This is a genomic window from Nocardia sp. IBHARD005 (assembly GCF_052814245.1).
Genome location: NZ_CP199935.1, coordinates 719,768 through 742,850, shown reverse-complemented (window position 1 = coordinate 742,850; position 23,083 = coordinate 719,768). Strand labels below are relative to the sequence as shown.

The 23,083-nt window shown below is 68.9% G+C and carries 22 protein-coding genes; 13 read left to right on the top strand and 9 right to left on the bottom strand.

The genetic code is table 11. From position 1 onward, the window contains the following. The first annotated feature begins 54 nt into the window (after positions 1 to 54). Positions 55 to 786, top strand: coding sequence for a polysaccharide deacetylase family protein (locus tag ACTWPB_RS03460; RefSeq protein ID WP_446224284.1), 732 nt, complete (start codon positions 55 to 57; stop codon positions 784 to 786). A 37-nt stretch (positions 787 to 823) separates the two neighbouring features. Here ACTWPB_RS03460 and ACTWPB_RS03455 read toward each other — a convergent pair whose 3' ends face one another. Next, positions 824 to 1,462, bottom strand: a complete 639-nt coding sequence (locus ACTWPB_RS03455; RefSeq protein WP_446224283.1) for a hypothetical protein — start codon at positions 1,460 to 1,462, stop codon at positions 824 to 826. A gap of 249 nt (positions 1,463 to 1,711) precedes the next feature. On the opposite strand from ACTWPB_RS03455, the gene serC reads away from it, so the two are divergent. From serC to ACTWPB_RS03440, 3 genes are all read left to right on the top strand, one after another. After that, positions 1,712 to 2,833, top strand: coding sequence for a phosphoserine transaminase (gene serC / locus ACTWPB_RS03450; RefSeq protein WP_446224282.1), 1,122 nt, complete (start codon positions 1,712 to 1,714; stop codon positions 2,831 to 2,833). Between the two features lie 314 nt (positions 2,834 to 3,147). Next, positions 3,148 to 4,167: a septation protein SepH gene (sepH, locus tag ACTWPB_RS03445; RefSeq protein WP_446224281.1), complete on the top strand. Its 1,020-nt coding sequence runs from the start codon at positions 3,148 to 3,150 to the stop codon at positions 4,165 to 4,167. A 59-nt stretch (positions 4,168 to 4,226) separates the two neighbouring features. Next, a complete protein-coding gene (locus ACTWPB_RS03440; protein ID WP_446224280.1) occupies positions 4,227 to 4,958 on the top strand; it encodes a DUF6928 family protein in 732 nt (243 codons plus the stop codon). A gap of 4 nt (positions 4,959 to 4,962) precedes the next feature. On the opposite strand, the gene ACTWPB_RS03435 is transcribed toward ACTWPB_RS03440, so the two are convergent. Together ACTWPB_RS03435 and ACTWPB_RS03430 are read right to left on the bottom strand one after the other, a co-directional pair. Next, complete coding sequence (locus tag ACTWPB_RS03435) at positions 4,963 to 5,262, bottom strand: DUF2537 domain-containing protein (RefSeq protein WP_446224279.1); 300 nt, start codon at positions 5,260 to 5,262, stop codon at positions 4,963 to 4,965. After that, a complete protein-coding gene (locus tag ACTWPB_RS03430; RefSeq protein ID WP_446224278.1) occupies positions 5,259 to 6,062 on the bottom strand; it encodes a TrmH family RNA methyltransferase in 804 nt (267 codons plus the stop codon). The genes ACTWPB_RS03435 and ACTWPB_RS03430 overlap by 4 nt, the downstream gene beginning before the upstream one ends. Before the next feature lie 25 nt (positions 6,063 to 6,087). Here ACTWPB_RS03430 and ACTWPB_RS03425 point away from each other — a divergent pair, with 25 nt between their 5' ends. Next, on the top strand, positions 6,088 to 6,489 hold the full coding sequence (locus ACTWPB_RS03425; RefSeq protein WP_446224277.1) for a YccF domain-containing protein: 402 nt from the start codon (positions 6,088 to 6,090) through the stop codon (positions 6,487 to 6,489). On the opposite strand, the gene ACTWPB_RS03420 is transcribed toward ACTWPB_RS03425, so the two are convergent. After that, complete coding sequence (locus ACTWPB_RS03420; RefSeq protein WP_446224276.1) at positions 6,490 to 6,927, bottom strand: MarR family winged helix-turn-helix transcriptional regulator; 438 nt, start codon at positions 6,925 to 6,927, stop codon at positions 6,490 to 6,492. A 62-nt stretch (positions 6,928 to 6,989) separates the two neighbouring features. Between ACTWPB_RS03420 and ACTWPB_RS03415 the strand changes: the two genes are divergently transcribed. Continuing rightward, positions 6,990 to 7,250 (top strand): DUF2530 domain-containing protein, encoded by a 261-nt coding sequence (locus ACTWPB_RS03415; protein WP_446224275.1) that lies wholly within the window; start codon positions 6,990 to 6,992, stop codon positions 7,248 to 7,250. On the opposite strand, the gene ACTWPB_RS03410 is transcribed toward ACTWPB_RS03415, so the two are convergent. Further along, positions 7,247 to 9,271 (bottom strand): neutral/alkaline non-lysosomal ceramidase N-terminal domain-containing protein, encoded by a 2,025-nt coding sequence (locus tag ACTWPB_RS03410; RefSeq protein WP_446224274.1) that lies wholly within the window; start codon positions 9,269 to 9,271, stop codon positions 7,247 to 7,249. The two genes, ACTWPB_RS03415 and ACTWPB_RS03410, sit on opposite strands and share 4 nt — an antisense overlap. Before the next feature lie 132 nt (positions 9,272 to 9,403). Between ACTWPB_RS03410 and ACTWPB_RS03405 the strand changes: the two genes are divergently transcribed. Continuing rightward, positions 9,404 to 10,018 carry a TetR/AcrR family transcriptional regulator gene (locus ACTWPB_RS03405; RefSeq protein ID WP_446224273.1) on the top strand — a complete coding sequence of 205 codons (615 nt, stop codon included), beginning with the start codon at positions 9,404 to 9,406 and terminating at the stop codon, positions 10,016 to 10,018. Positions 10,019 to 10,030: 12 nt separating this feature from the next. Here the strand turns inward: ACTWPB_RS03405 and ACTWPB_RS03400 are convergent, their stop codons facing one another. Together ACTWPB_RS03400 and ACTWPB_RS03395 are read right to left on the bottom strand one after the other, a co-directional pair. Next, a complete protein-coding gene (locus tag ACTWPB_RS03400; protein ID WP_446224272.1) occupies positions 10,031 to 13,417 on the bottom strand; it encodes a sacsin N-terminal ATP-binding-like domain-containing protein in 3,387 nt (1,128 codons plus the stop codon). A gap of 44 nt (positions 13,418 to 13,461) precedes the next feature. Beyond that, the gene (locus ACTWPB_RS03395) at positions 13,462 to 14,910 is read right to left on the bottom strand and encodes a DUF3027 domain-containing protein (RefSeq protein WP_446224271.1); all 1,449 of its coding nucleotides are present in this window, start codon (positions 14,908 to 14,910) and stop codon (positions 13,462 to 13,464) included. Positions 14,911 to 14,927: 17 nt separating this feature from the next. On the opposite strand from ACTWPB_RS03395, the gene ACTWPB_RS03390 reads away from it, so the two are divergent. The 3 genes from ACTWPB_RS03390 to ACTWPB_RS03380 all read left to right on the top strand — a co-directional run bounded on the left by ACTWPB_RS03390 (position 14,928) and on the right by ACTWPB_RS03380 (position 18,201). Further along, complete coding sequence (locus ACTWPB_RS03390; RefSeq protein ID WP_446224270.1) at positions 14,928 to 15,704, top strand: glutaminyl-peptide cyclotransferase; 777 nt, start codon at positions 14,928 to 14,930, stop codon at positions 15,702 to 15,704. Between the two features lie 68 nt (positions 15,705 to 15,772). Then, positions 15,773 to 17,689 carry an MFS transporter gene (locus ACTWPB_RS03385; RefSeq protein WP_446224269.1) on the top strand — a complete coding sequence of 639 codons (1,917 nt, stop codon included), beginning with the start codon at positions 15,773 to 15,775 and terminating at the stop codon, positions 17,687 to 17,689. Continuing rightward, positions 17,686 to 18,201 carry a DUF2771 domain-containing protein gene (locus tag ACTWPB_RS03380; RefSeq protein WP_446224268.1) on the top strand — a complete coding sequence of 172 codons (516 nt, stop codon included), beginning with the start codon at positions 17,686 to 17,688 and terminating at the stop codon, positions 18,199 to 18,201. The genes ACTWPB_RS03385 and ACTWPB_RS03380 overlap by 4 nt, the downstream gene beginning before the upstream one ends. Before the next feature lie 199 nt (positions 18,202 to 18,400). Here ACTWPB_RS03380 and ACTWPB_RS03375 read toward each other — a convergent pair whose 3' ends face one another. Beyond that, the gene (locus ACTWPB_RS03375; RefSeq protein WP_378904173.1) at positions 18,401 to 18,826 is read right to left on the bottom strand and encodes a cold-shock protein; all 426 of its coding nucleotides are present in this window, start codon (positions 18,824 to 18,826) and stop codon (positions 18,401 to 18,403) included. Positions 18,827 to 18,988: 162 nt separating this feature from the next. On the opposite strand from ACTWPB_RS03375, the gene ACTWPB_RS03370 reads away from it, so the two are divergent. Together ACTWPB_RS03370 and ACTWPB_RS03365 are read left to right on the top strand one after the other, a co-directional pair. Continuing rightward, positions 18,989 to 19,225 carry a hypothetical protein gene (locus tag ACTWPB_RS03370; RefSeq protein WP_446224267.1) on the top strand — a complete coding sequence of 79 codons (237 nt, stop codon included), beginning with the start codon at positions 18,989 to 18,991 and terminating at the stop codon, positions 19,223 to 19,225. Between the two features lie 373 nt (positions 19,226 to 19,598). After that, complete coding sequence (locus tag ACTWPB_RS03365; protein ID WP_446224266.1) at positions 19,599 to 20,207, top strand: transglycosylase family protein; 609 nt, start codon at positions 19,599 to 19,601, stop codon at positions 20,205 to 20,207. A 66-nt stretch (positions 20,208 to 20,273) separates the two neighbouring features. On the opposite strand, the gene ACTWPB_RS03360 is transcribed toward ACTWPB_RS03365, so the two are convergent. After that, positions 20,274 to 20,465, bottom strand: coding sequence for a hypothetical protein (locus tag ACTWPB_RS03360; protein WP_056818634.1), 192 nt, complete (start codon positions 20,463 to 20,465; stop codon positions 20,274 to 20,276). A gap of 239 nt (positions 20,466 to 20,704) precedes the next feature. Between ACTWPB_RS03360 and ACTWPB_RS03355 the strand changes: the two genes are divergently transcribed. Continuing rightward, on the top strand, positions 20,705 to 22,996 hold the full coding sequence (locus ACTWPB_RS03355; RefSeq protein ID WP_446224265.1) for a helicase-associated domain-containing protein: 2,292 nt from the start codon (positions 20,705 to 20,707) through the stop codon (positions 22,994 to 22,996). Positions 22,997 to 23,083: the final 87 nt, after the last annotated feature.

The following is a 23,083-nucleotide window of genomic DNA, read 5'->3' as shown; positions in this document are numbered from 1 at the left end:
GATTCGGCCGCGCCCGAGGTGACGAGTCGCACCGTTTCACGGCCTGTCGCGCCGGTGAGCGCACAGCCGATCGCCACCCCGGAGGTGGCGCCGACCCCATTTCCCGCCCAGGTAGCCGCCCGGCACGCGGGCGCCATCGGGCATCAGTGGGGCGTCGATCTGCCCGGCATCACCAGCAGCTTCCCCACGGGTGGCAAACAGTTCGCGCTCACGCTCGACGCGTGCGGCGGCCCCGGCAACAGCGACATCGACCAGGCCCTGATCGACCTGCTGATCGCCGAACAGATCCCGGCCACCCTGTTCCTCAACCAACGCTGGGTCGACGCCGATCCGGCTCGGGTACAGCGACTCGCGGCGAATCCGCTGTTCGAACTGGCCAATCACGGTGGCGCGCACAAGCCGCTCTCGGTGTCGGGCAGGTCCGCCTACAAGGTCGCGGGCACCGCCTCCGCCGAGGAGGCCGCCTATGAGGTCTGGGACAACCACCAGCGGATCATCGAACTCACCGGCCGCGCGCCGCGATTCTTTCGCGCGGGCACCGCGCACTACGACGAGGTGGCGGTCGCGATCGTGAACGAATTGGGCGAGACCCCAATGGGTTTCACCGTCAATGCCGACTTCGGGGCAACCGCGTCGGCGGCACAGGTGCAGCGGGCGATGAGCGCGGCCACTCCCGGCGGCATCGCGCTCGCGCATATGCACCGTCCCCGATCGGGGACCGCGGCCGGGATGGCCGCGGCGCTACCGGCCCTGCGCGCAGCGGGCTTCACGTTCGTCCACCTGTAGCGAACGCCGCCCGCACAGCTTCGCGCGGCTGGCGCGCTCAGCGCGTCAACGCCGCGAAGTCGATCGCGACCGACGCCCCACGGTCGACGGTGAAGAACGCCGCTTCCAATCGGGTCCCGAGTTCGATCTGCCCGACCGCCGACAGCGGCACCGGCTGGATCAACCGCACCCGCCACGGCAACGGTTCGTCCCAGGCCCGCATCTCCAGATCGAGCCGGAGCACCGGATCATCGCGCCCGGTGTAATCGGCGGCGATCGGCGCCACCGCGAGCACCGTCGCCTCGGCCCGCCGCCCGTTCGCCAAGATCTTGGCCGCCGCCTTGCGCCCCGACTCCGGCACCTCGGGCACGAACAACACCACCCGCTCCCGATCCCCCGGATCGACCCGGCACCCGACCACGTCCCCTGTCTGCATCCACTCCAGATCCTGGCTACGCACCCGCTGCCGCACCCGCGCGTCATAGGCCAGCTCCCCCGGCACCGACACCCGAACGCTGAACCGGTACCCGCCCTCGCCCCGCCGAATCCGCACGGAAAGCACACTCGCCACGGCAGGCAACCCTCTGATCAGCAGTTCCCGCCGAGCCCCTTCGGATAACACCCCCGGCCGGCGCCCGAACACCCACACCCACCGGTCGAGCAGGGTCCGACCGGAGTCGACCGCGACAAGGCTCATAGCGAGAGCGTAATGCGAACATCTTTCCCGCAAAGGCAAATTCCCCGCACTCGCACCCACCTCAGACCCCGAAGTCCGCAACCCTCCCGCACTACCAGCCCATCCGGCACACCCCAGGCCCGCAGCCCTACCGCACCACCAGCCACCCGGCACACCCCAAACCTGCCGAGCTCACCGACGCCGAGTGTCCCGCCTCACAGCGCCACCCACCCCACCGACCGCGATCCGCCGACCACTAAACTCGCCCCCATGACCAGTGCGTTCCCGACAATTCCCGCCGACCTCAAGCCCGCCGACGGACGGTTCGGCTGTGGCCCGTCCAAGGTCCGCCCGGAGCAGCTGCAGTCCCTGGTGACTGTCGGCGCCTCGGTGTTCGGTACCTCGCATCGACAGAAGCCGGTCAAGGACGTGGTCGCGCGCGTGCGCAACGGCCTGCGTGCGCTGTTCTCCCTGCCCGACGGCTACGAGGTCGTGCTCGGCAACGGTGGCACCACCGCGTTCTGGGATGCCGCCGCCTTCGGCCTGATCCGCGAGCGTTCGCTGCACCTGACCAACGGTGAGTTCTCCTCGAAGTTCGCCTCGGTCGCCAAGGGCAACCCCTTCATCGGTGACCCGATCGTCGTCAAGGCCGAGCCGGGCAGCGCGCCCGAGCCCGTGTCCGACCCCTCGGTCGACCTCATCGGCTGGGCCCACAACGAGACCTCCACCGGCGTGTCCATCCCGGTGTCGCGTCCGGTCGGCTCGGAGAACGCCCTGATCGCCATCGACGCCACCTCCGGTGCGGGCGGTCTGCCGGTGAACATCGCCGACGCCGACGTGTACTACTTCGCCCCGCAGAAGTGCTTCGCCGCCGACGGTGGCCTGTGGATCGCGATCATGAGCCCGGCCGCGCTGGCCCGCGTCGCCGAGATCAAGGAATCGGGTCGCTGGACCCCGGAGTTCCTGTCGCTGCCGATCGCGGTCGACAACTCCTCCAAGGACCAGACCTACAACACCCCGGCGCTGGCCACCCTGCTGATGTTCGCCGATCAGATCGAGTGGATGAACGCCAACGGCGGCCTCGACTGGACCGTGAAGCGCACCCTGGATTCGTCCTCGCGCCTGTACGCGTGGGCCGAGTCGAGCTCGTTCGCCACCCCGTACGTGGTGAACCCGGCGCACCGCTCGCAGGTCGTGGGCACGATCGACTTCGACGACGCGGTCGACGCGGCCCAGGTGGCCAAGATCCTGCGCGCCAACGGCATCGTCGACACCGAGCCCTACCGCAAGCTGGGCCGTAACCAGCTGCGTGTCGGCATGTTCCCGGCGATCGACCCGGAAGATGTTTCGCAGCTGACCCGTTCGATCGACTGGGTCGTCGGTCAGCTCTGAGATAAGACCGACATCGGGCCGGTGTGCGGCGAACTCTTTCGGTTCGCCGCACACCGGCCCTTCTTTGTCTCAGACTGCACACATTCGAAATATTCGCCGGGTTTTGACAGATCTCGGTACCGAGATTTGATGTTGATCTATCACCAAAACCCCTGCACACAAGCGGAATTCGGGTGGTGAGCCGCTCAGATTAGCCCCCTGGGCAGCCAAGGCGTGCGATTTAAGTCGTGCGTGTCTGCTGCCACGGCCAAGTAGTGTGCACTACTGTCTAGGAAAGTGGGCGGTGTCGTAGCCGACGCGATAGGGAGGTAACGGTGCGTGAACTTCGAGTGATCGGGGTGACGCCCGACTCCACGCACATCGTGTGCAGCGACACCGAGTCCGGTACCAAGTTCCGGTTGCCCGCCGATGACAAGCTCCGCGCGGCGGCGCGCGGCGACCTCGCACGATTCGGCCAGATCGAGATCGAAACGGAGGCGACTATGCGTCCTCGCGATATCCAGGCCCGTATTCGCGCTGGAGCGTCCGTCGAGCAGGTCACGGCAGAGTCCGGGATGCCGGAATCCAAAGTCGAACGATTCGCCTACCCCGTATTGCTCGAGCGTGCTCGCGCCGCCGAATTGGCGCAGAAGGCGCACCCGGTGCGCCCCGACGGTCCCTCGGTGGAAACGCTGCACGAGATCGTCACCGCTGCCTTCGCCGAGCGCGGCCACACCATCGAACAGGCCGAGTGGGATGCCTGGAAAGACGAAAAGGGTTTCTGGGTCGCCCAATTGCAGTGGCGGCACGGGCACTCCGAGATCGCGGCGCACTGGCGCTACCAGCCCGACGCGCACGGCGGCTCGGTGTCCGGTCTCGACGATCCGGCCAACGATCTGATCGATCCCGACTTCGGCCGCGCGCTGCGTGGGCTGGCGACGATCCTGCCAACGCCGGTTCCGGCCGCCTCGCCGGTGATCGAACCGCCGACGCCGGTGGAGCCGCGTCCGCGCGAGCAGATCGCCGCACCGGTCGCCCGTCCGCAGAGTCGTCCGGCGCCGAACGTGGACGAGTACTACGAGCAGCGTCAGGTCGCGGCAGGCGGTGGGACGGCGGCGATTCCGGCCGCACCGATTCCCACTGCGCCGATTCCCGCCGCTGCGAAGCCTGCTGCCCCGGTGCCTTCAGTACCCACCGCTGCGAGTCAGCCGGCGGCACAACAGGAGACGCCTGCTGCTGAGGAACCGGCGGAGAAACCCGCCCCCGCACCGAAGCAGGCGCGAACCAAGCGCGGCAAGGCACCCATGCCGTCGTGGGAGGACGTCCTGTTGGGCGTCCGCAGCTCCGGTAATTAGAAGGCGCGCCAAGAGCTACCCACCTGAGTCCGGCTTGAATACGCGGAGAGGCGGAAACCGTGGCTTCTTCGATCTGGTACGTCGATACTGCTGATCCTGTCGCGGTGCTGACGGGAAACGTCGACGCCGATCCTGTTGCGGCGGCGGCGTTGGCCGGGCAGCTGTATCCGGACCATGATGTTCGGCCGCACATGGTCGGGACGCTGGGTGGGTGTGCGGCGCCGGATCGGGACGAGGTCTACATCGGGTGCTATCCCGGGTTGACCGTGGTGTGTACGGCCGAGGCCGCGCTGCTCCAGCCGACGAAACTGCCTGATCTGCTGGTGCGGCCGCTCGCTTCCGAGCACACCTATCTGGTGTCCTACGACTCGACGCTGCACTGGGGCGCGTTCGCGCATTGGGAGCGTGGCGAGTTCCGGCGGTCGTTCAGTTCCACCAGGGTGGACATTCTCGAGAACGAGGGGCTGCCGATGGTGTGGGAGCGGACGTTCTGGGCGGGTGAGCATCCGGTGCCGTGGCGGGGTGAGGATCATCCCGAACCGCAATCGCTGCCGTTCGATCCGCCGGACTTCGCCGACGCCGCCAATGCCGAATGGCTCGGCTTTCGCTACCTGACCCCGGCCGCTCCCGGCCGGCTCGCGCCCAGTGACCTCGCGGTCTGTGGTTTCACGCTGTACCCGAAAGGCCAAGCGCCCGAACAGAAGCAAGTGCTGGTGGGTCGCCCCGGTGCGGCGACGCGGCGCAAGCGCGGGCTCCTCGGGTGGCTGCGCGGTGCCGATCGGGTGGTGTGAGTCCTCAGCTGATCTCGGAGACGATCACGGCGATCCAGCCGAGCACCACCGCCCCGGCCGCACCGGCCAGCACCCACCGCACCACCGGCGTGAATCGCCACCGCCAGGCCGTGGGCGCCACCCCCACCGCGGCCACCACGTTCACCGCGATCGCCAGCAGCGGATTGACCGCGGCCAGCGCGCAGCCGAAGGCATACACCGCGACCCCGCCGAGCAGCGCGACCAGCACGACAACGGTGCCGCCCGCCGCCCACGGCACCGAATCCGCTTGCGCCCGATACGGTCCCTCGCATTCCTGGCTCATGAGGTGCGCACGCGTTCGTAGAACGCCATGGCCGCGGCGGTCGCAACATTGAGCGAATCGGTGCCGGGCGACATCGGGATGCGCGCGCGAATATCGGTGGCGCGCATGGCCTCTTCGGTCAAGCCTGGTCCTTCGGCGCCGAGCAGCAGCGCCACCCGCTCCCCCGTCATCGCCGTCGCCAGATTCGCCGCTTCGGGATTCGGCGTCAGCGCGATGACCTGGAAACCCTTGTTCCGCAGCAGGTTCAGGCTCTCCGGCCACTGTGGCAATGGCGCGAACGGCACCCGGAGCACATGCCCCATCGATACCCGTACCGCCCGACGGTAGAGCGGATCGGCACACCGGTCGCCGAACAGCACCGCGTCGGCGCCGAGCCCCGCGGCGTTGCGGAACATCGAACCGAGGTTCTCGTGATCGTTGACGCCTTCCAGGACCGCCACCGTGCGCGCGCCGTCGAGCACCTCGTCGACGGTGAGCTCGGCCGGACGCGGCGCGACGGCGAGCACCCCGCGGTTGAGATGGAACCCGACCACCTCCGCCATCACCTCCGCGCTCGCGCGGTAGTACGGCAGATCCCGACCGGCGAGATCGCCGGCGAGTGTCTCGAAGCGTTTCCCGACGCCGAGCAGGGCACTCGGCGCGAAACGGGAGTCGAGCATCCGCTGCACGACCACCACACCCTCGGCGATGACCAGGCCTTTCCGGCCCGGCAGGTCCGGCCTGCGGTCGGCATTGGACAGGTCACGGAAGTCGTCGACGCGCGGGTCGGTGGGGTCGTCGATATCGATCACTTCGGCCACCGGCTAATCCTGGCATGCTGGAAGCATGAAGATTGTCCAGTTGATCTTGAACGTGCTCTGGGTGGTGCTGTGTGGGTTCTGGATGGCGCTGGGGTACCTGCTCGCGGCACTGATCTGTTTCATTCTGATCGTCACCATCCCGTTCGGGATCGCCTCGCTCCGGCTGGCCGGGTACGTGCTGTGGCCGTTCGGCCGCACGGTGGTGGACAAACCGAGCGCCGGCGCGGGCTCGTTGATCGGCAATGTGATCTGGTTCGTCTTCGCGGGCTGGTGGCTGGCGCTCGGCCACGTGTTCACCAGCATCGCGCTCGCGGTGACGATCATCGGCCTGCCGTTCGCCTGGGCGAATCTCAAGCTGGTGCCGCTGTCGCTGTTCCCGCTCGGCCATGACGTGGTGTCGGCCGACGCGGTGCGGCAGCCGAGCTGATCACTCCGATTCGGCGACGATCTGGTTCATGATGCCGACGGCTTCCCCGAGCACCGCGATCTGCTCGGGGCGCAGGCCGGCGAGCTGACCGGTCATCCATACCTCGCGGGCATTGGTCTCGTCGGCGATCAGCGCGCGACCGGCGGACGAGAGCGAAACGATGATCTGTCTGCCGTCGGTCGGGTGCGGGCGGCGTTGGACCAGGTCCAGGTCGGAGAGCGAGGCGATGACGCGGGTCATCGACGGTGGTTGCACGCGTTCTTTGCCTGCCAGCGCGCCGGGCGTCATCGCGCCATCACGAGCCAGCGTCGCCAGAGCCGACAGCTGAGTAAGCGAGATCTGCGCATCGGAACGGCGTCCGCGCAGGTGTCTCGTGAGCCGCACGACGGCCAGTGAAAGGTCACCGGCCAGGGCACGGACGTCCGATGGCGTTGTCACAGTGCAGAACTCTACGGTAAATCCGGCTGTGCTGACGGGTTTCACACGGCTACTGTCTGGGTATGGATGCCGGACCTGTCAGTCCCGAGATACCTCAACTGCCCCGAATCCTGGTCGACCCGCGCCCCGTTGTGCTGGGCGGCTTCGCCCTGTGGGCCATCGCGACCGTGGTCGTGTGGATGAACGCGAACTGGGCCGATGCCCGCCTGGTGTGCCTGATGGGGCTCGTTGTGGGTGTGCTGGGTTCGTCGATCTTCCTCTTGCAGCGGCGTTCCGCGCGGCGCGGCGACAAGGGCGCTCAGGTCGGGCTCGACACCGCCTAGGTCACCTCGAATTCGTCGCTGGTCCCGGTGATGGGGCGCAGCGCGCCGTCGGCGCCCATGGCATCGGCGTAGTGCACGAATCGGTGCGCACCGGGTTCGGCTGTCGTGGGGATGTCCCAGGTGAAGCGGGCGATCGAAACCGCGGCGCCCTCTTTGCGCCAGTGGAAGCGGACGTCCCATTCACCTTCGTTGGCTACCCGCGCCCAGCCCGCCGCGGTCTTTCGCTGCACGTGCAGGAAGGTGTCGCCGCGGCGCGGATTGTGTTTCGGGTGGGCCGAGACGAATTCGACGGCCGCCTGTTCCCCGCGTCCACACGATGACGGCTGGATCAGGACATCGCCGAAGCCACGCCCCTGCGGGGTCGCGTCAGGCCCTGGCGCGGCGGCGAAGTTCGGCTGTAGCGCCGAGATATCGCGCGGTGCCGGGCCGCGCCCGACCGGCTGCCCCGCGGCGAACGCCTCCGCCAATCTTGTGAATTCCTGCACATACCCACACAGCGTGTAGCGGCCGAACAAGGTCGAGGCACCCTCGTAGTGCTGCGCGTCGTATTCCTCAGGGGTGGTGACGTATTCGTGGTAGCTGTTCGAATAGCCCTGTAGCAGCACCTGTTCCAGCTCGACGCCGAGCACCGCCGCCACCGCGCGCCGCACGCGCAGCCCGGCGACGATCGTGAATTCCGCACCCGCGGCGGCCAGATACAGGTCACCGATGCGAATCAGCTGGATCGGCACCACATTCGGCACCCACGGCACCGGTGGCATCAGCCCGAGCGGGGCGAAGATCGCCTTGGGGGCCTGGGCGTCGGCGAGCCACGCGGGGTGTGGATGGTCGATGCCGCCGAGGAAGTCGACCATCGGGTTGCGCACGCCTTCGGGGATCGGGCCGCCGGGCAGGCCGGGGCCGTCCTCGACGCTGCCCGCCGCCAGGGAGACCCCTGCCGCGGCCGGGGAGGTGCGTCGCGGGGCGCCGTCGGGGGTGAAGCGGCCCTCGATCGTGAGCGCGGCGAGGTCGATGTAGCACAGCATCGAGGCGACCTCGGCCTGCTGCGCGGTGCCCTGCGCCGCGGCCTCTTTCGCCGCGTGCTGCTGGCGTTCGCCGAGGATCCTGGTGTTGGCGAACTCGTCGGTGGTCGGTCCGTTGCCGGGGGTGAGGGCGAGATTGGGCGACATGTCACCGGCGTTGGTCTGCGCGAAGGCGGCGATGAAGCCGGCGCCGTCGAGGTGGCGGACCCCGTGCTCGAGGTGTTCGGCGGCGTAGCTGGCGTAGCCCTTGTTGTCGGAGCTGATCAGGCGGTTCGCGTTGGTCATCGAGGTGTTATGGGTGGCGAACCAGGTGAGCGTACCGACTTGACGACCCTTTCTGGCGAACACCAGCGTGGTGACCGCGGGGTCGATCGCGTCGGGGAAGACCGCGCGATCGGCGGCCGGATTGCGGTCGAAGGCCACGCGCGAGCGGTTCACACTGGCGTCGTGCAGTTGTGCGCGACCGAGGCAGATGGCACCCGGCGCGAAGTCCGCGTCGGCCGCGATGATCGCCTCCACGATCCCGTCGACCTCGGCGTCGAAGACCTGCTGCTGAAATCCCAGCGTCGCCAGCGTGTAGGCGTAGTCGTGTGCGGAGCCACCACAACTGGCGTGGGTATGCGTGGAGGTGAGGACGACATTCCGTTCGGAATACCGATCACCGAAACGGCGCGCGAGTGCGAGCAGCACCGCGCCGTGTACCGAGCCGAACACCGCGCCATTCTCCACCGCGACGAACGCGATCCGATTTCCGCGCGCACCGATCACGAACGCCCGAGCGCGTGGGCGCAGATGAATTCCCGCCGTGGTCTGTTCGAGTTGGGAGTAGCCCATCATGCCGCATTCCGCGGCCGGGCCCGTGAGGTCGGCGATACCTTGCCCGAATTCGAAACCATCCGGATTCGCATGCGCCACCGGCATTCCCCTACTCGAGATGACGGGCAGCGCTGCGGCACTCAGTGCCGAGGCAGCGAGCATGGTGCGGCGGGACAGGGACATCGGGCGACTCTCCTTCGCGACTTCCATCTCGGAGACAACCACATCAACTGGTCAAATGTCCAGGATTTTCCGGCGGACCGGCGAATTGACTGTTGGTGGCGCGAGCGCTTAACTCGCACAGTGTCCTCCCGATTGAGCGTCGAAGAACGACGAGCCCACCTGATCGAGGCAGCGATCGGTCTCGCCGAGAAAAAAGGCGTGGCGGGCGTGACCACGCGTGATGTCGCCCAAGCGGCGGGCGTCTCGCTAGGTGTGGTGCATTACTGTTTCGAAAACAAGGACGCGCTGATGACCGAGCTGGTCAAAGCGCTGTCTATGGAATTGCGCGATTCTGTCGATGCCGATGAATCGGTATGGGAAGACGCCGGAACAGGAATAGAAGCACTTCAGAAATTGGTGCGCCGCGGTTTGGAACTGATGTGGCGCAACATCGAAGCCACTCCCGAACGACAGTTGCTGACCTACGAAACCACCACCTACGCGTTGCGCGAAGGTGAGTCGACGCCGGCCAAGCTGGCGATCGCGCGTGAGCAGTACGGGTTCAACGACAACACCGTCGCCGATGTGATCGATCATTGCCGCGAGGCGACCGACACGCAGTGGACCACGCCGGTGACGGCGCTGAGCCGATTCATTCTCAATGTGATCGACGGGATTGTGCTGCGGTGGCTGGTCGATGACGACAGTGAGTCCGTGCAGGCTCAGCTCGATCTGCTCGCCGAGACGATCACCGCCCACGCGGAGTAGGTTGCCCTCGGACTAGCCTCGCGGCACCTGCACGTGGACGACGTCGCCTTCACACCACCACGGGACGTGAACGGTGCCCGAGATCGCGCCGCGCAGATACACTTCGAGGGTCTCGTGCACGACCAGTTCGCCGGTGACGTCCTGCGGGGACCACAGCTGGCGCAGCACCACGCCCAGCGGTTCCGCCGCCCAGGTGCTTCGGCGGCCGGTGCCGAGCACCTCGGCGCTGATCTCCTCCGAGACCAGCGGTAGGTCCAGCAGGGTGGCCAGTGCCTCGGCGTGTGCCGTGTCGCCGACGACGAGGCGCACCGGGGGGACGACCAGGCCGAAACAGGGCTGGTCGAGGACCATGACGGTGCTCGCGTCGACGACCTCGCCGGACAAGGCGCGGACCCGCTCGGGGAGATCGAGTTCGCGCGGGTCGAGGACACCTGCGGCGACCGCGGTGGCCAGGCGGGCATTGGTTCGGGCGATGATCTCGGGGGCAGGGGTTTTCGATGGATCGGCCAGTGCGTCGAGGAGTTCCTCGGCCAGCTCGGCGGACATGACGTCAGGGCGCACGAGCACGGGACGCAAGGTGTCGAGGTCGGTGCCCTCGATGCCGATCGCCGCGAAAACCGGTAGGAGCCCGGCGAATTCGTCGTCATCGGGATGATGAAGCCGGCCCAGCGCAATGCTGTCGATGTGGGCGTGGCGGTGCAGCCACCAGGTGGTGTAGCCGTCGCGATCGGCGAGCAGCGCGCGGGTGCGTGGCTCGGACAGCAAGTGACGCAGGGCTTGCGGCCAGCGGTCTTCGTCGACCAGGTCCAGATCGCGGACCGCGGTGAGCTCGCGTGGATCGTCGGAAAGGCTGTTCCACCAGGACTGTTCGTCGTCGAGGTCGTGGTCGGGCCCGATCGGCTCCGGATCGGTGAGTATCGCGAAACCCCAGCCGACACCGATCGCGCGCAAGGCTTGCTCGCCGTACTCGGCGACCGCGGTGTCCGCGATGGTGCCGAAGGGTGAGTCCGCGGCCAGGATGTCGGCCAGCGGGGCTCCCGGGAGCAGGAGCTCGTCGGCCGGGCGGAGTTCGCCGGTGTCGTCGGGCAGTTCGAGCAGGCCGAGCCAGTCCGGTAGCGAACCGGCGGAGGCGAAAGGCGCCAGCTGGAGGACGGCGGCGACGGTGTCGGGGTCGGCCGGATCGTGCTCGAGCAGGTCTCGCAGGGCTGGATCGGTGAGCAGGTCATCCGAACTCGCGCTGCGGGCCCCCAGCCGGCCGAGCAGCGGGTGGGTGGCGTCCGGGTGCACCAGGCGAGCCCAGTGCACCGGCACCGCCACCGTGAGCTGATCATCGAGCACCACGGTCCGCGGCCCGGTAACCAACCGCCCGTCGGTGAGCGGCACGGCCAGCGCGCCGAATTCCTCGGCGGACCTGGTATCGACCACGAACGGTTCCACGGCGGCGTAAAACCGCCGCCACCACCGTGGTTCACGTTCGAGTCCGCTCGACAGCTCGGCCAGTGCGGCCGGCCCGAGCCGATGGACATCGAGGACCGCCAGCTTGTCCTGGCCGGCGCGACCGGACAGCTCGGGAATCACCAGCGGCCCGGTGATCTCGGCCAGAATCGCCGCCAATTCCGGTGTGAGATCGGGAAATACGCTCGCCCGGGTCGGCGTGCTGCATGGCAAGTCCGCTCCGGCCGGTCCGTACGTGGCCGACTCCTCCGACGCGAAAGGGTCGCCATACGGCGCGGATTCACCAAGCCCGAATGTCGTGGTGCGGGCGTTGCTACCGACCGATTCGGATTCGTCGGCTGCGAGGAGATCCATGAGGTCTGCGACCGGTGCGGCTTCACCGGGACCGTCGGGGGCAGCGAGGCCGTGCGCCACGGTGTCGAGGCCGAGTCGATGGCGTCGAGGGCCTTCGGGGTGTGTGGCATCGCCGGGCACTGCCGATTCGTCCGTTGCGCCGGGTCCGGCATGGCCCAGCGAGTCCGCCGATTCAGTGTTGCGAGTGGCACAGACCGGGAGCCAGGGGTTGGTGCGAAGCTCGGCGATCAGGGCTTCGCGGAGGATGGCGTCGGCTTCGCTGCGGGCGAAGCCGGGGGTGGGGACCAGGACGAGGCGGTCCCGGGGCGGGAGCGCACGAGCGAAATCCGCGTAACCCGTTGCCAATTCGGTGAGGCGGGCGCCGGGGAGGAGGCGCCGGCGATCAGGTTGCATGGGAATGTCTGCGACCAGGATCGCGGGGAGGGAGAGTTCCTCGTCGGAGCGGGTGGGTGCTCGCAGGACGTCCGGGGCGGCCGCGATGGGGCGGCCGTCTCGAAGTGGGAGTAGCCAGCGAGCCCTGGGAGTGCGGTACTGCCACCACGTTCGGCGAGCTCCGGACGGGAGGGTGACTGTCAGCTGGGAGAGAGTCCCGGTCTCATCGGCCGTGGCGGCGTCGGCCGTCGCCCCGTCGGCCGTGGCGGTAGCGGCAGCGGCGGAGGCCGCATCAGCGGCAGCGGCGGCGTCGTCAGAGGCTGCGTCAGCGGCAGCGGCAGCGGCGTCGTCAGAGGCTGCGTCAGCGGCAGCGGCAGCGGCAGCGGCAGCGGCAGCGGCAGCGGCAGCGGCAGCGGCAGCGTCAGAGGCTGCGTCAGCGGTAGCGGCAGCGGCGTCGTCAGAGGCTGCGTCAGCGGTAGCGGCGGCGTCGTCAGAGGCTGCGTCAGCGGTAGCGGCGGAGGCACTAGCCCGCGTGGCGTCGGAACGGATGGTGTCAGCGGGTTGGGCGTTGGTGGCGAGAATGGTTACTGCGCTGGTGAATTCGTCGCGTTCGATTCGAATGCGCTTTAGGGCAGGCAGTTCCAGGAGGAGGTCGGGGGCCTCGGCTCGCATGGCGTCGAGAAGGGCTTCGGCGTCGATGTCGTCGCGGAGGTGGACGACGATTTCGGTGTCGGTGCCCGCGAGCGGGGTGGTCGGCGCCGGCCAGGCCAGTCGCAGAACCGGGGGTGCGATCGTGGCCAGGTCTTCGGGGACGCCGATGCCGATGTCGTGCAAGGCGTTCAGCGTCGCCATGCGGGAGAAGCGGATGGATCCGGTCGTGGAGCGGATCTCGATCTCGTCGCCGACGGAGCGCACCGCGGTGAAGCCGACACCGAAGCGGCCCACCTGGGTGGTGTCGGCCTTTCCGGAGGCACGCAGTGCCGTCAATGAGTGCACACCGGAAACACTCAGTGGCGCACCGGTATTCGCGACGTGCAAGCGCCCGTCGAGCACCCGCACGATCAGCGCACCCTCGACACCGGCCTTCGCCGCGGCGTCGGCCGCGTTCTGCGCGAGCTCGGTGAGCAACCGATCCCGGTAGCCCGCGGCCACCAGATCCGCCTCACTGGCACTGTCCTCCCGCAACCGCGTCGGCGAATCCCGCCACGCCGCAAGCACTCCGGCCCGCAGCTGCGCGGTACCGAACGGGTCCCCCGCTCCGTTCAGCGCGACACCGACGATCCGTGCTCACTGACATCAGCGGACTCCGCGACCGCGGCATCGCCTTCCGTGGGCGCATCGGCACTCACGTCTGCCTGCTCGCGGACCGTAGCGGTCTCCGCCGCGCGCGAAGCAGCGTCGGCGGTCGGCTCGACCTCGGCAGTCGGCTCGTCGTCGGCAGTCGGCTCGACCTCGGCGGTCGGCTCGTCGTCGGCGGTCGGCTCGACCTCGGCAGTCGGCTCGACCTCCGCGGTCGGCCCGGCATCGATGGCGGGGTCGGTCGCGACAGCCTCCGCGGCAATCTCGGCAACCGGCGCGACCTCGGCCGTGACGACCTCGTCGGCCGACTCCGGCAGCGCACCCTCGGCGAGCGCCGAACGCTCGGCCGCCACCGCGGCGACCGCTTCGGCCTCGGCGGTTTCCTGCTGATCGCCTGCCTGCTCGGCCGCAGCCTCGCCGACTTCGGTCAAGGAGTCAGCGGGACTCTGCTCGGTCGCGACCTCGGAGACCGAGGTGGCCGGGTCGGCGATCGTTCGAGCAGTGACCTCCACGACCTCGATCGCCGGGTCGGTGGTTGTCTCGGCGACGACCTCCACGACGACCCTCGCGGGGTCGGCGTCGATGGGCTCCGCCGCGGCATCGTCGACTGCCCGGTCGTCGGTGGCCTCGGGCGCGGCCTTGTCGATCGCCTCCTCGACCGCGGGCCGGACGATGTCGACGAAATCCACCGCGTGGTCGTCGAAGGCCTCGTACATCGGCGATCCGTTGCCGCTGGGGGCGACCACGTCGGAGTGCGCGCCGCAGCCGTAGGCGACATGGACAACGTGCCCGTCGGCGCCCATCGCATTGCCGCAGACGCCGAAGGACTCGCGCAGGGCGCCGGCCAGTGGCAGGTAGAAGCCGCACAGGCCGCAGGTGGACGGGGCGGCCTTGGCCATTTCGGTGTCGGGGCCGAACTCGGTGAACCAGCGCTCGGCGGCATCGGCGCGGCCTTCGACGCTGAGTACCTGCACGCGGCCGAGGCCGACCTCGCGGGCCACCTCGTCGATCACCGGATCGCCGGTGGCCACGTAGCCGGGGACCAGGCGCGGGTCGTCGGCGGGGGTGGCGAGCAGGTCGCCGGGGCCGAGGTCGCCGGGGCGGACCCGCTGGTCCCACGGGATGAAATCGGGGGCGATCAGGGCGTCGAGGGCAGGCAGCAACGCCGACTCGCTGACCGTCGCCTGGTCGGCGCCAGGGGGCGCGGCGACGACGACGGCCCACTGCCAGCCGCGGTAGCCGGGCAGGGTCGCCTCGAACCGGTGGGTGGCCGCGGTGTCGTCCTCGGCGCTCACCCCCAGATGGACTCCTACCCCGTCGGGTTCCAACGCGACGAGCGCACGACGTGCGACCTCGGCCGCGTCGGCCAGAACGGGACGCACGCCGGACTCCGAAACAGATACTGCGCTCACGACATACATTTTGCCGTATGAAGTGCCATCGCAGTTCGTTGGCCGTCGCAGTGCTGGTCAGTGTGCTCGGCGCGGGGGCCTGTAGCGGACCCACCGAGCCCGGACCGCCGCGCTTGCGAGTCGAGGTGATCGGCTCGTCACCGCACGATCCGAAGGCCTTCACCCAGGGCCTCGAGGTGGTCGACGGCGTCCGCTACGAGAGCACCGGCATGTGGGGCGTGTCGACCGCGCGGGCCACCGACCAGCGCACGGGCACCGAAACAGCTCGCGTCGACCTGCCGGGCCGGGTGTTCGGCGAGGGCATAACCAGGGCGGGCGCGATCGTCTGGCAGCTGACCTGGCAGGACGGCTTCGCCATCGCCCGCGACCCGGTGACCCTCGCCGAAACCGGTCGCGCCGACTACGCGGGCGAGGGCTGGGGTTTGTGCGCGCAGCCACACCGGCTCGTGATGAGCGACGGCACCGGCACGCTCACCTTCCGCGACCCGGTGACCTTCGCGCAGACCGGTTCGGTGACCCTGTCCGGCTACCGCGATCCGAAGCCGAACGAGCTCGACTGCGCCGCAGACGGCACGGTCTACGCGAACAACTACCCGTCGGACGAAATACTGCACATCGATCCCGAGACCGGCCGGATTCTCGCCGTGATCGAGGCGGGCGGGCTGATCACACCCGCCGAACGAGCGGGCACCGATGTGCTCAACGGCATCGCGCACCTGCCCGGCACCGATCGGTTCCTGCTGACCGGAAAGTACTGGCCGCGCATCTTCGAAGTGCGGTTCGTCGGAAAATAACACGGTGTGGCCGACATTGCCGCGGCGCGAGTGAACACGCACAGCCCGAGTGCGACAGAATTGGACTTGTGACGACGCCCCGCGATCCATCCGGTCCCGACCGTGGTCGCCGGGACGGTACCGCCGCCGATCCGCACCCCGGCTACGGGCAGTATCCGCCGCGCGCACCGCGCAAGGTCTTCCCCCGGCCCGAACGGCCGCTGCCCGCCGAGCCGCCGACGGTCCGGTCGAAAAGCCTGTTCCATCGCAACCGCCCCGCCGCGCCGACCACGCCGGTGCCGAACGCGGGAGGTGCCGGACGCACACCGGACCCTCGCGATGAGCACCCGAAGGCGCCGTACGCAGGAAGTGCCAGGCGCCCACCGGACCCTCGCGATGAGCATGCGAAGGGCCGGCCGATCCCGTCGCGCGACGAGCACGCCCGGCCGGTGGTCCCACCTCGCGATGAGAATCCGGCTCCTGGCCGCGACGACCGAGGTCGGCGCGACGATCTCGGCCCCGAAGGCACCCGCCCCTTCCCGCGCGACGAAGGCGCCGACGACCCGATCAACCAGCGTGTCCCCCGCAAACTCACCGTCACCCGGGTAGCCGCCATGCGCAGCCGCGAACTCACCGAACGCGGCATCGCCACCTTCCAGCGCGCCGCCAAGGCCGACGGTGCCGATCAGTCCGGCCTGACCGCGCTCACCTACGCCACCATGGCGAACTTCGCGCTCGACGCCGCGATCGCCGTTGCCCTGGCCAACACGCTGTTCTTCGCCAGCGCCACCGCCGAATCCAAGACCAAGGTGGCCCTGTACCTGCTGATCACCATCGCCCCGTTCGCGCTGATCGCGCCCCTGATCGGCCCGCTACTCGACCGGCTGCAACGCGGTCGCAGGCTGGCGCTGGCGACGACCTTCGCCCTGCGCGTGGGTTTCGCGCTGCTGTTGATCTTCAATATCGACACCTGGGGCCTGTATCCCCTTGCCCTGTGCATGATGGTCGGCTCGAAATCCTTCGCGGTCCTCAAGAGCGCGGTGACTCCGCGCGTGCTGCCACCGGATATCGACCTGGTCCGCACCAATTCCCGGCTGACCGTCTTCGGCCTGGTCGGCGGCACCATCGGCGCGGGCGCGCTGGCCGCGCTCGCCGCCCTGATCGCCGGTTCCACCGGCGCGTTGATCTTCGCCATCGGCATCGCCATCGCGGGCGCGTATCTCAGCGTGCGTATCCCCCGCTGGGTCGAGGTCACCGAGGGTGAGGTTCCCGCGACGCTGACCTATCACGGCCCCGACGCCCATACCGAGGTCATCGAACGCGGCCAGCGATCCTCGGTGCCGCCACGGAAACGGCGTCAGCCACTGGGCCGCGCCGTGGTCACCGGTCTGTGGGGCAACAGTTCGATTCGCGTGCTCACCGGCTTCCTCACCTTCTACATCGCCTTCGTCGCCAAGGGTTCTGGCGGTAGTCCCACCGAACAGGCCGCGATGCTCGGTCTGGTCGGTGCGGCGGCGGGCATCGGCAACTTCGGTGGCAACGCGACCGGCGCCCGATTATCACTGGGCAGGCCGTCGCCGGTGGTTCTCGGCTGCACCGGCGTGTGCGCGGTGGTCGCGCTGTTCGCGGCGTTCACCGGAAACCTGTTCGGCGCGGCGGTGGCCGCGCTGGTGGCCTCGGCGGCCAGCGCGCTCGCGAAGGTATCCCTCGACGCCGCCATCCAGGACGACCTGCCCCCGGAGTCGATCGCGTCCGGTTTCGGCCGCTCGGAGACCGTGCTGCAACTGAGCTGGGTTGTCGGCGGTGCGGCCGGTGTGCTGATGCCTATCGAGTACTGGAAGGGTTTCGCGTTGATCAGCGTGATCCTGCTGGCCGGACTGTTGCAGACTTTCGTCAGCTACACCGGGCACTCGCTGCTGCCGGGTCTGGGCGGCAATCGCCCTCAGCACGTCGAGCAGGAAGTGCCCAACACCCATCCGAGAGGGACAGGAGACCCCACCTGGTGAGCAAGCTCAACGCTCGAACGATCGTCGCGCTGGTCGCGGCCGGACTGTTCGCCGTCGTCGTGGCGACCGCGGGGCTGGTCGCCTTCGCGGTGTCGAAAGCACCCGCGCACAGTCCGCAGCTCACCGCGTACGCGCACGGCACGACCATCACCGTCGACCCGTTCATGTACTGCACCGTCAAGATGGAGGACTGCCGGTACGGCGAGACCGCGCCGCTGGTCGTCCCCGCCGGTGCGCCCGTGCAGCTCTCGCTACCCGACGCGGTCTCCGAATCGCCCTGGCTCATCCAGCTGATCTACCAGCGCCCCAGCGGCGAACAGCTGGACCGGGTCCTCAGCTTCGCCGATTACCCCGACCGCGCCAGGGCCCTCACCATCGAGTCGCAGCCCGAACCCGACCTGCGCCTGATCGGCATCGAGGTTCAGCTACCGATCCTGGCCCGCGATATCGCCACCGGCCGCGAAACCTATGTCCCGCACGCGGCGTGGTCGATCGTCACCCCCGAGGAATAACGCCCACACACCACGAATCACGTCCACACACAACTCAACCCCGCACGACCCGACCTCGAGGAGGGTCCGCCGCGAAGCGGCGTTCGCGGCCGTCCCGTCGATCAGGTGCCGTTGCGCAGGCGACGAAGGAGCAAGCAACGGTGCCTGATCGACGGGACACAAGGGGCCGCGAACCCGAGCGCGCCAGCGCTCCAAAAACTCAGTGATCGAGTTCGCGAGCCACGGCCCGCACGACCTCGGAGATTCGCTGGGACATCTTGCGATCCGGGTACTTTCCGCGGCGCAGATCCGGCTGCACAGTGCTCTCGAGCAGCGTGATCATGTCCTCGACCAGGCCGTGCAGTTCATCGGGCGACTTGCGTGGCCCGGCGTCCTTGCGCGCGGGCGTCTGCCCACGGTCGCGGTCGCGCACGACGGTCGGCGGCGCCTCGAGCACCGTCACGCTGAGCGCCTGCGGGCCACGGCGACCGGCGGCCATGCCGAATTCGACACGCTGTCCGGGCTTGAGTCCCTCGACGCCCTCGGGCAGCGCGGACGAGCGCACATAAACGTCCTCGCCCTCGTCTTGAGACAGGAAGCCGAAGCCCTTCTCGACGTCGTACCACTTCACCCGGCCGGTCGGCACTGCGCTCACCCGTTCATCATTCGGCACCCGGACCCTTGTGGCCCGGGTTACACAATTTTGCTTGTCGCGAAAAGAACGCGCCCCCCAACAAGGCGGGACGCGATGTGGTGCGAGTCTACCCCGGTGGCTATAACGCGAGCACACCAGTTTTACGGTTCACCGGTGACGAATTCACCAGATCCGGCCTCGCCCGGTCCGCGACGCTCCGGCGATCGCCTGCTGCACGCGGCCCTCGTCCTGTTCGGGATCGGGATTCTCGCGGTGATCGCGATCTTCGTGACCCCGATCGTGTCCGACAGCGATCCGGGGTTGTGGCTGTACGGCCTGGCGATGCTGGCACCTGTCGGCTTCCTGCTCGCGCTGATTTTCGCGCTGTGGTCAGGCCGACGCGCACGCTGATGCGTCAACCGGTTACCCCACCACCTGCCATCCAGCCAAACATGTGACTTTCGTCACATAACGGCGCGGTCACGAAGTGAGCGCACAGCTGCCGCGCAGATTCGGCACCGCGACTACCTGCGCGGACACATCGGGGATCACCCTGAGATGACCCCGAGACCCACCCGGACCCGCCGGTTACCAAATAGTGACATTCGCCGCTGACCGTCGTACCGTTTCTGTCAGCCGGGGTAACCCCCGGAACCACCGGCCCGCCGCATCGAACCTCATCCCGCGGGTACCGGACCCCGATTGGAAAAAAGGGATGAGGGCGGACCGGGAGACCTCTCAGTCCGGGCCACATGCAGGTGCGAACGAGAGGAAGAAACCCGATATGAGTGGACGCCACCGCAAGCCGACTTCCACCGGGCGCACCGCTGCCAAGGTCGCCGTCACCGGCGCGATCTTCGGCACCGCAGCCGCAGCCCTCGCAGGAAACGCCAGCGCGGCCCCTGACTCCGACTGGGATCGCCTCGCACAGTGTGAAGCCGGCGGCAACTGGGGCATCAACACCGGCAACGGTTACCAGGGTGGGCTGCAGTTCTCGCCCTCCACCTGGAACGCACACGGCGGTGGCGAGTACGCCGCCTCCGCCAACAACGCCACCCGCGAACAGCAGATCGTGGTGGCCGAAAAGGTTCTCGCTTCCCAGGGTTGGGGCGCTTGGCCGTCCTGCTCCTCGCAGCTGGGCCTGAGCAGCGGACCGTCCGAGCGTGTCGCTCCCTCGGCGCCGAGCTGGGCTCCGCAGGTCACTGTGCCGCAGGTGCAGGATCCGAGCCAGGAAGTGTTCTCGGCCGTCGACCGCGCACTCACCGTCGTGCAGCAGCAGGGCATCGCCGTGCCGCAGCAGGCTCTCGACTTCGTCAACGCCGCCAAGGGTTCCCAGCTGGACCCGGCCGTGATCGACTTCTTCCAGGCGAACAAGGGTCTGCTGCCCTCCTGAGCGCCGGTAAACACAACAAGAGCCCGCATCCTCGAGGATGCGGGCTCTATGTTTTTCTCGTCCGAATTACACCCGGTTGATGGTGGTCTGCGGGTGCACGTACGGCAGCGTTGCGGCCGGGACGGGAAACTCGGTGTCCTCACCGAAAGGCGAGAGATTACCGGCGCGGGTCGACGACAATTCGGTCACGGCGTGCTCGCCATCGGCCACCTCGGGCCAGCCGTTGTCGACGTAGGGCTTCTTCGATTTGTTCACCACCGGCTCATTCTGGCATATGGATGATCTCGCACCCTCCGCTCAGTCCAGTTCGAGTAGGCCGAGAACTGTGCTTATTGGCGGCTGGTGCCGCAGTTCTCGGCCTGTTTCCTCGATCTTCCCTCCCTCCGGGCACTCCTTCGTCGCACCCTCCAGTCAGTCCAGATCGAGGCGGCCGAGAACTGTGCCTAATGGCGGCTGGTGCCGCAGTTCGAGGCGGCCGAGAACGGTAGGCTCGATCGGTGATCGCGACAGACTCTCTCGCCGATTGGCTCGGTGCGCGCACCGATGCCCAGCTGGTGAAATTGCTGCAGTTGCGGCCGGACCTGGCGGTGCCGCTGCCCGCGTCGATGTCGGTGCTCGCGGTGCGCGCTCAGCAGCGCGCGTCGGTGTTGCGGGCCGCCGACGACCTCGACACGCTCGAGTTCGCGATCATCGAGTCGCTCACGGCCAATGAGGACGCCCGCACGATCGGCGCCGAACTCACGCGGCTGACCCGCACCACCCTGCACGCGCAGCTCAAAGATCGCGTCACCAAGACCGCGTTCACCGCCGCGCTGACCCGTCTGCTCGATCGCGCACTCGTCTGGCAGGTCGGCGACGACCTCGACCTGGCACCCAGCGCCGCCGAAGCCCTCCCCTGGCCGCTCGGCGCGACGACAGCGCTCCCCGACACCCTCACCGAGCCCGAGGTCATCGCGGCGCTGGCCACGGCGAGTCCACCCGACCGCGCGCTGCTGGACAAACTCGCGACCACCGGCCCGCGCGGTCGCACCAGGGATGCCGCGCCCGGCACCGACCCCGCTCGTCCGGTGCCGCGCCTGCTCGCCGCCCGGCTGCTGCACTGGATCGACGACGAGACCGTGGAGTTGCCCGTCACCGTCGGCCAGATCCTGCGCGGCGAACCCGTCACCGACCCGCACGCGCTCGCCCCACCCAAACCCGCACTCGTCAAGAACGCCGCCACCGAGGTGAACGCTGTCGGCGCGGGCGAAGTGGGCGAGCTGCTGCGCGATGCGGGCGACCTGATCGACGCGCTGGGCAAGCTGCCCGCCCCCGCCCTGCGCGCGGGCGGACTCGGCGTGCGCGAATCGCGCAGACTGGCCAAACAGACCGGCATCGACGAACAACGCACCGGCCTGCTGCTGGAATTGCTGGCCGCCGCGAAACTCGTCGAGAAGGGGCTGCCCGAGCCGACACCCGACCTCGACGCCACCGACGACTTCTGGGCACCGACGCCCGCCGCGGATTCCTGGCTCGACGCCCCGCCCGCGACCCGCTGGGTGACGCTCGCGCAAGCGTGGCTGGAGCTGGACCGGATGCCGTGGATGATCGGCATGCGCGATGGGGCCGACAAGCCGATCGCGGCACTGTCGGTGGAGCTGCGGGTCCCGCACGCGGTGCGCGACCGCGCGGCGATCCTCGGCCTGCTCGCCGAGTATTCGACCGGAACCGCCGTGACGCCCGCCGACATCGGCAAACTGCTGGCTTGGCGAATGCCACGCCGCCGCAGGCACTTCCGCCTCGAAGCCGTTACCGCGACTCTCGCCGAAGCAGCGGTCGTCGGTATGCTCGGCCGCGGTGCCCTCGACTCCGCCGCCAGGGCCCTGCTGCACGGTTGCCTCGCCGACGCCGAATCGGAAATGGCCGCGGCACTGCCGAAACCGGTCGACCACGTCCTGGTCCAGGCCGACCTCACCGTGATCGCGCCCGGCCCGCTCGTCCCCGAACTGCGCGGCAAGATCGCCCTGGTCGCCAACGTCGAATCAGCGGGCGCCGCGACGGTGTACCGGGTCAGCGATGCCACGGTCCGGCGCGCCCTGGACGCCGGACTCACCGCCGCCGAACTCCACGCCCTGTTCGCCACCCACTCGCGCACCCCCGTGCCGCAGTCGCTGACCTACCTCATCGACGACGTGGCCCGCCGCCACGGCCAGCTCCGGGTCGGCATGGCCCAGTCCTTCCTCCGCAGCGACGACCCCGCCCTGCTGGCCCAGGTCCTCGCCGCCCCCGTCGCTGAAACCCTGGCCCTGCGCGCTATCGCCCCCACCGTGGCGATAGCGCTGGCCCCGCTGACCGAGATGCTCGACCAGCTCCGCAAGGCGGGCTTCGCCCCCGCGGGCGAGGATTCCGGGGGCACCATCGTCGACCTGCGCCCCCGCGGCGCGCGGATCTCGGTTCGCCCCCTGGCGCGCAGGCCCTACCGGCCGACCCCGCCGACCGACGACCAGCTTTCCCAGCTGGTCACCGAACTCCGCGCGGGCGAACGCGCCGCGGGCGCTCGCACCGGCCGCTCGGTCCGCACCGACGGCACCCGCACGGGCACAGCGGCCACCCTCGCGCTACTACAGCTGGCAGCGCGAGTAGGCCGCCCGGTGAACATCGGTTACGTCGACGCCCAGGGCGTGGCAACCCAACGAGTAGTCGAGCCGCTCCGAGTAGGCAACGGCCAACTGGACGCGGTAGACCCCGTCAGCGGCGCCACCCGCCACTTCACCCTCCACAGAATCGCCTCAGTGGCCCTACTCGACTAACCGCAACCCCCCGCACTACCAACCACACCGCACCCCCCAAACCCGCCATGACCGCACTCCCAACCCCCACCCGCGACCCCTGGGGAG

Bases quoted from the DNA above. Each gene is read 5' to 3' on its own strand.
- ACTWPB_RS03455 (WP_446224283.1), bottom strand. From the start codon at position 1,462: ATGAGCCTTGTCGCGGTCGACTCCGGTCGGACCCTGCTCGACCGGTGG.
- serC (WP_446224282.1), top strand. From the start codon at position 1,712: ATGACCAGTGCGTTCCCGACAATTCCCGCCGACCTCAAGCCCGCCGAC.
- ACTWPB_RS03435 (WP_446224279.1), bottom strand. From the start codon at position 5,262: ATGAGCCAGGAATGCGAGGGACCGTATCGGGCGCAAGCGGATTCGGTG.
- ACTWPB_RS03425 (WP_446224277.1), top strand. From the start codon at position 6,088: ATGAAGATTGTCCAGTTGATCTTGAACGTGCTCTGGGTGGTGCTGTGT.
- ACTWPB_RS03415 (WP_446224275.1), top strand. From the start codon at position 6,990: ATGGATGCCGGACCTGTCAGTCCCGAGATACCTCAACTGCCCCGAATC.
- ACTWPB_RS03410 (WP_446224274.1), bottom strand. From the start codon at position 9,271: ATGTCCCTGTCCCGCCGCACCATGCTCGCTGCCTCGGCACTGAGTGCC.
- ACTWPB_RS03390 (WP_446224270.1), top strand. From the start codon at position 14,928: ATGAAGTGCCATCGCAGTTCGTTGGCCGTCGCAGTGCTGGTCAGTGTG.
- ACTWPB_RS03365 (WP_446224266.1), top strand. From the start codon at position 19,599: ATGAGTGGACGCCACCGCAAGCCGACTTCCACCGGGCGCACCGCTGCC.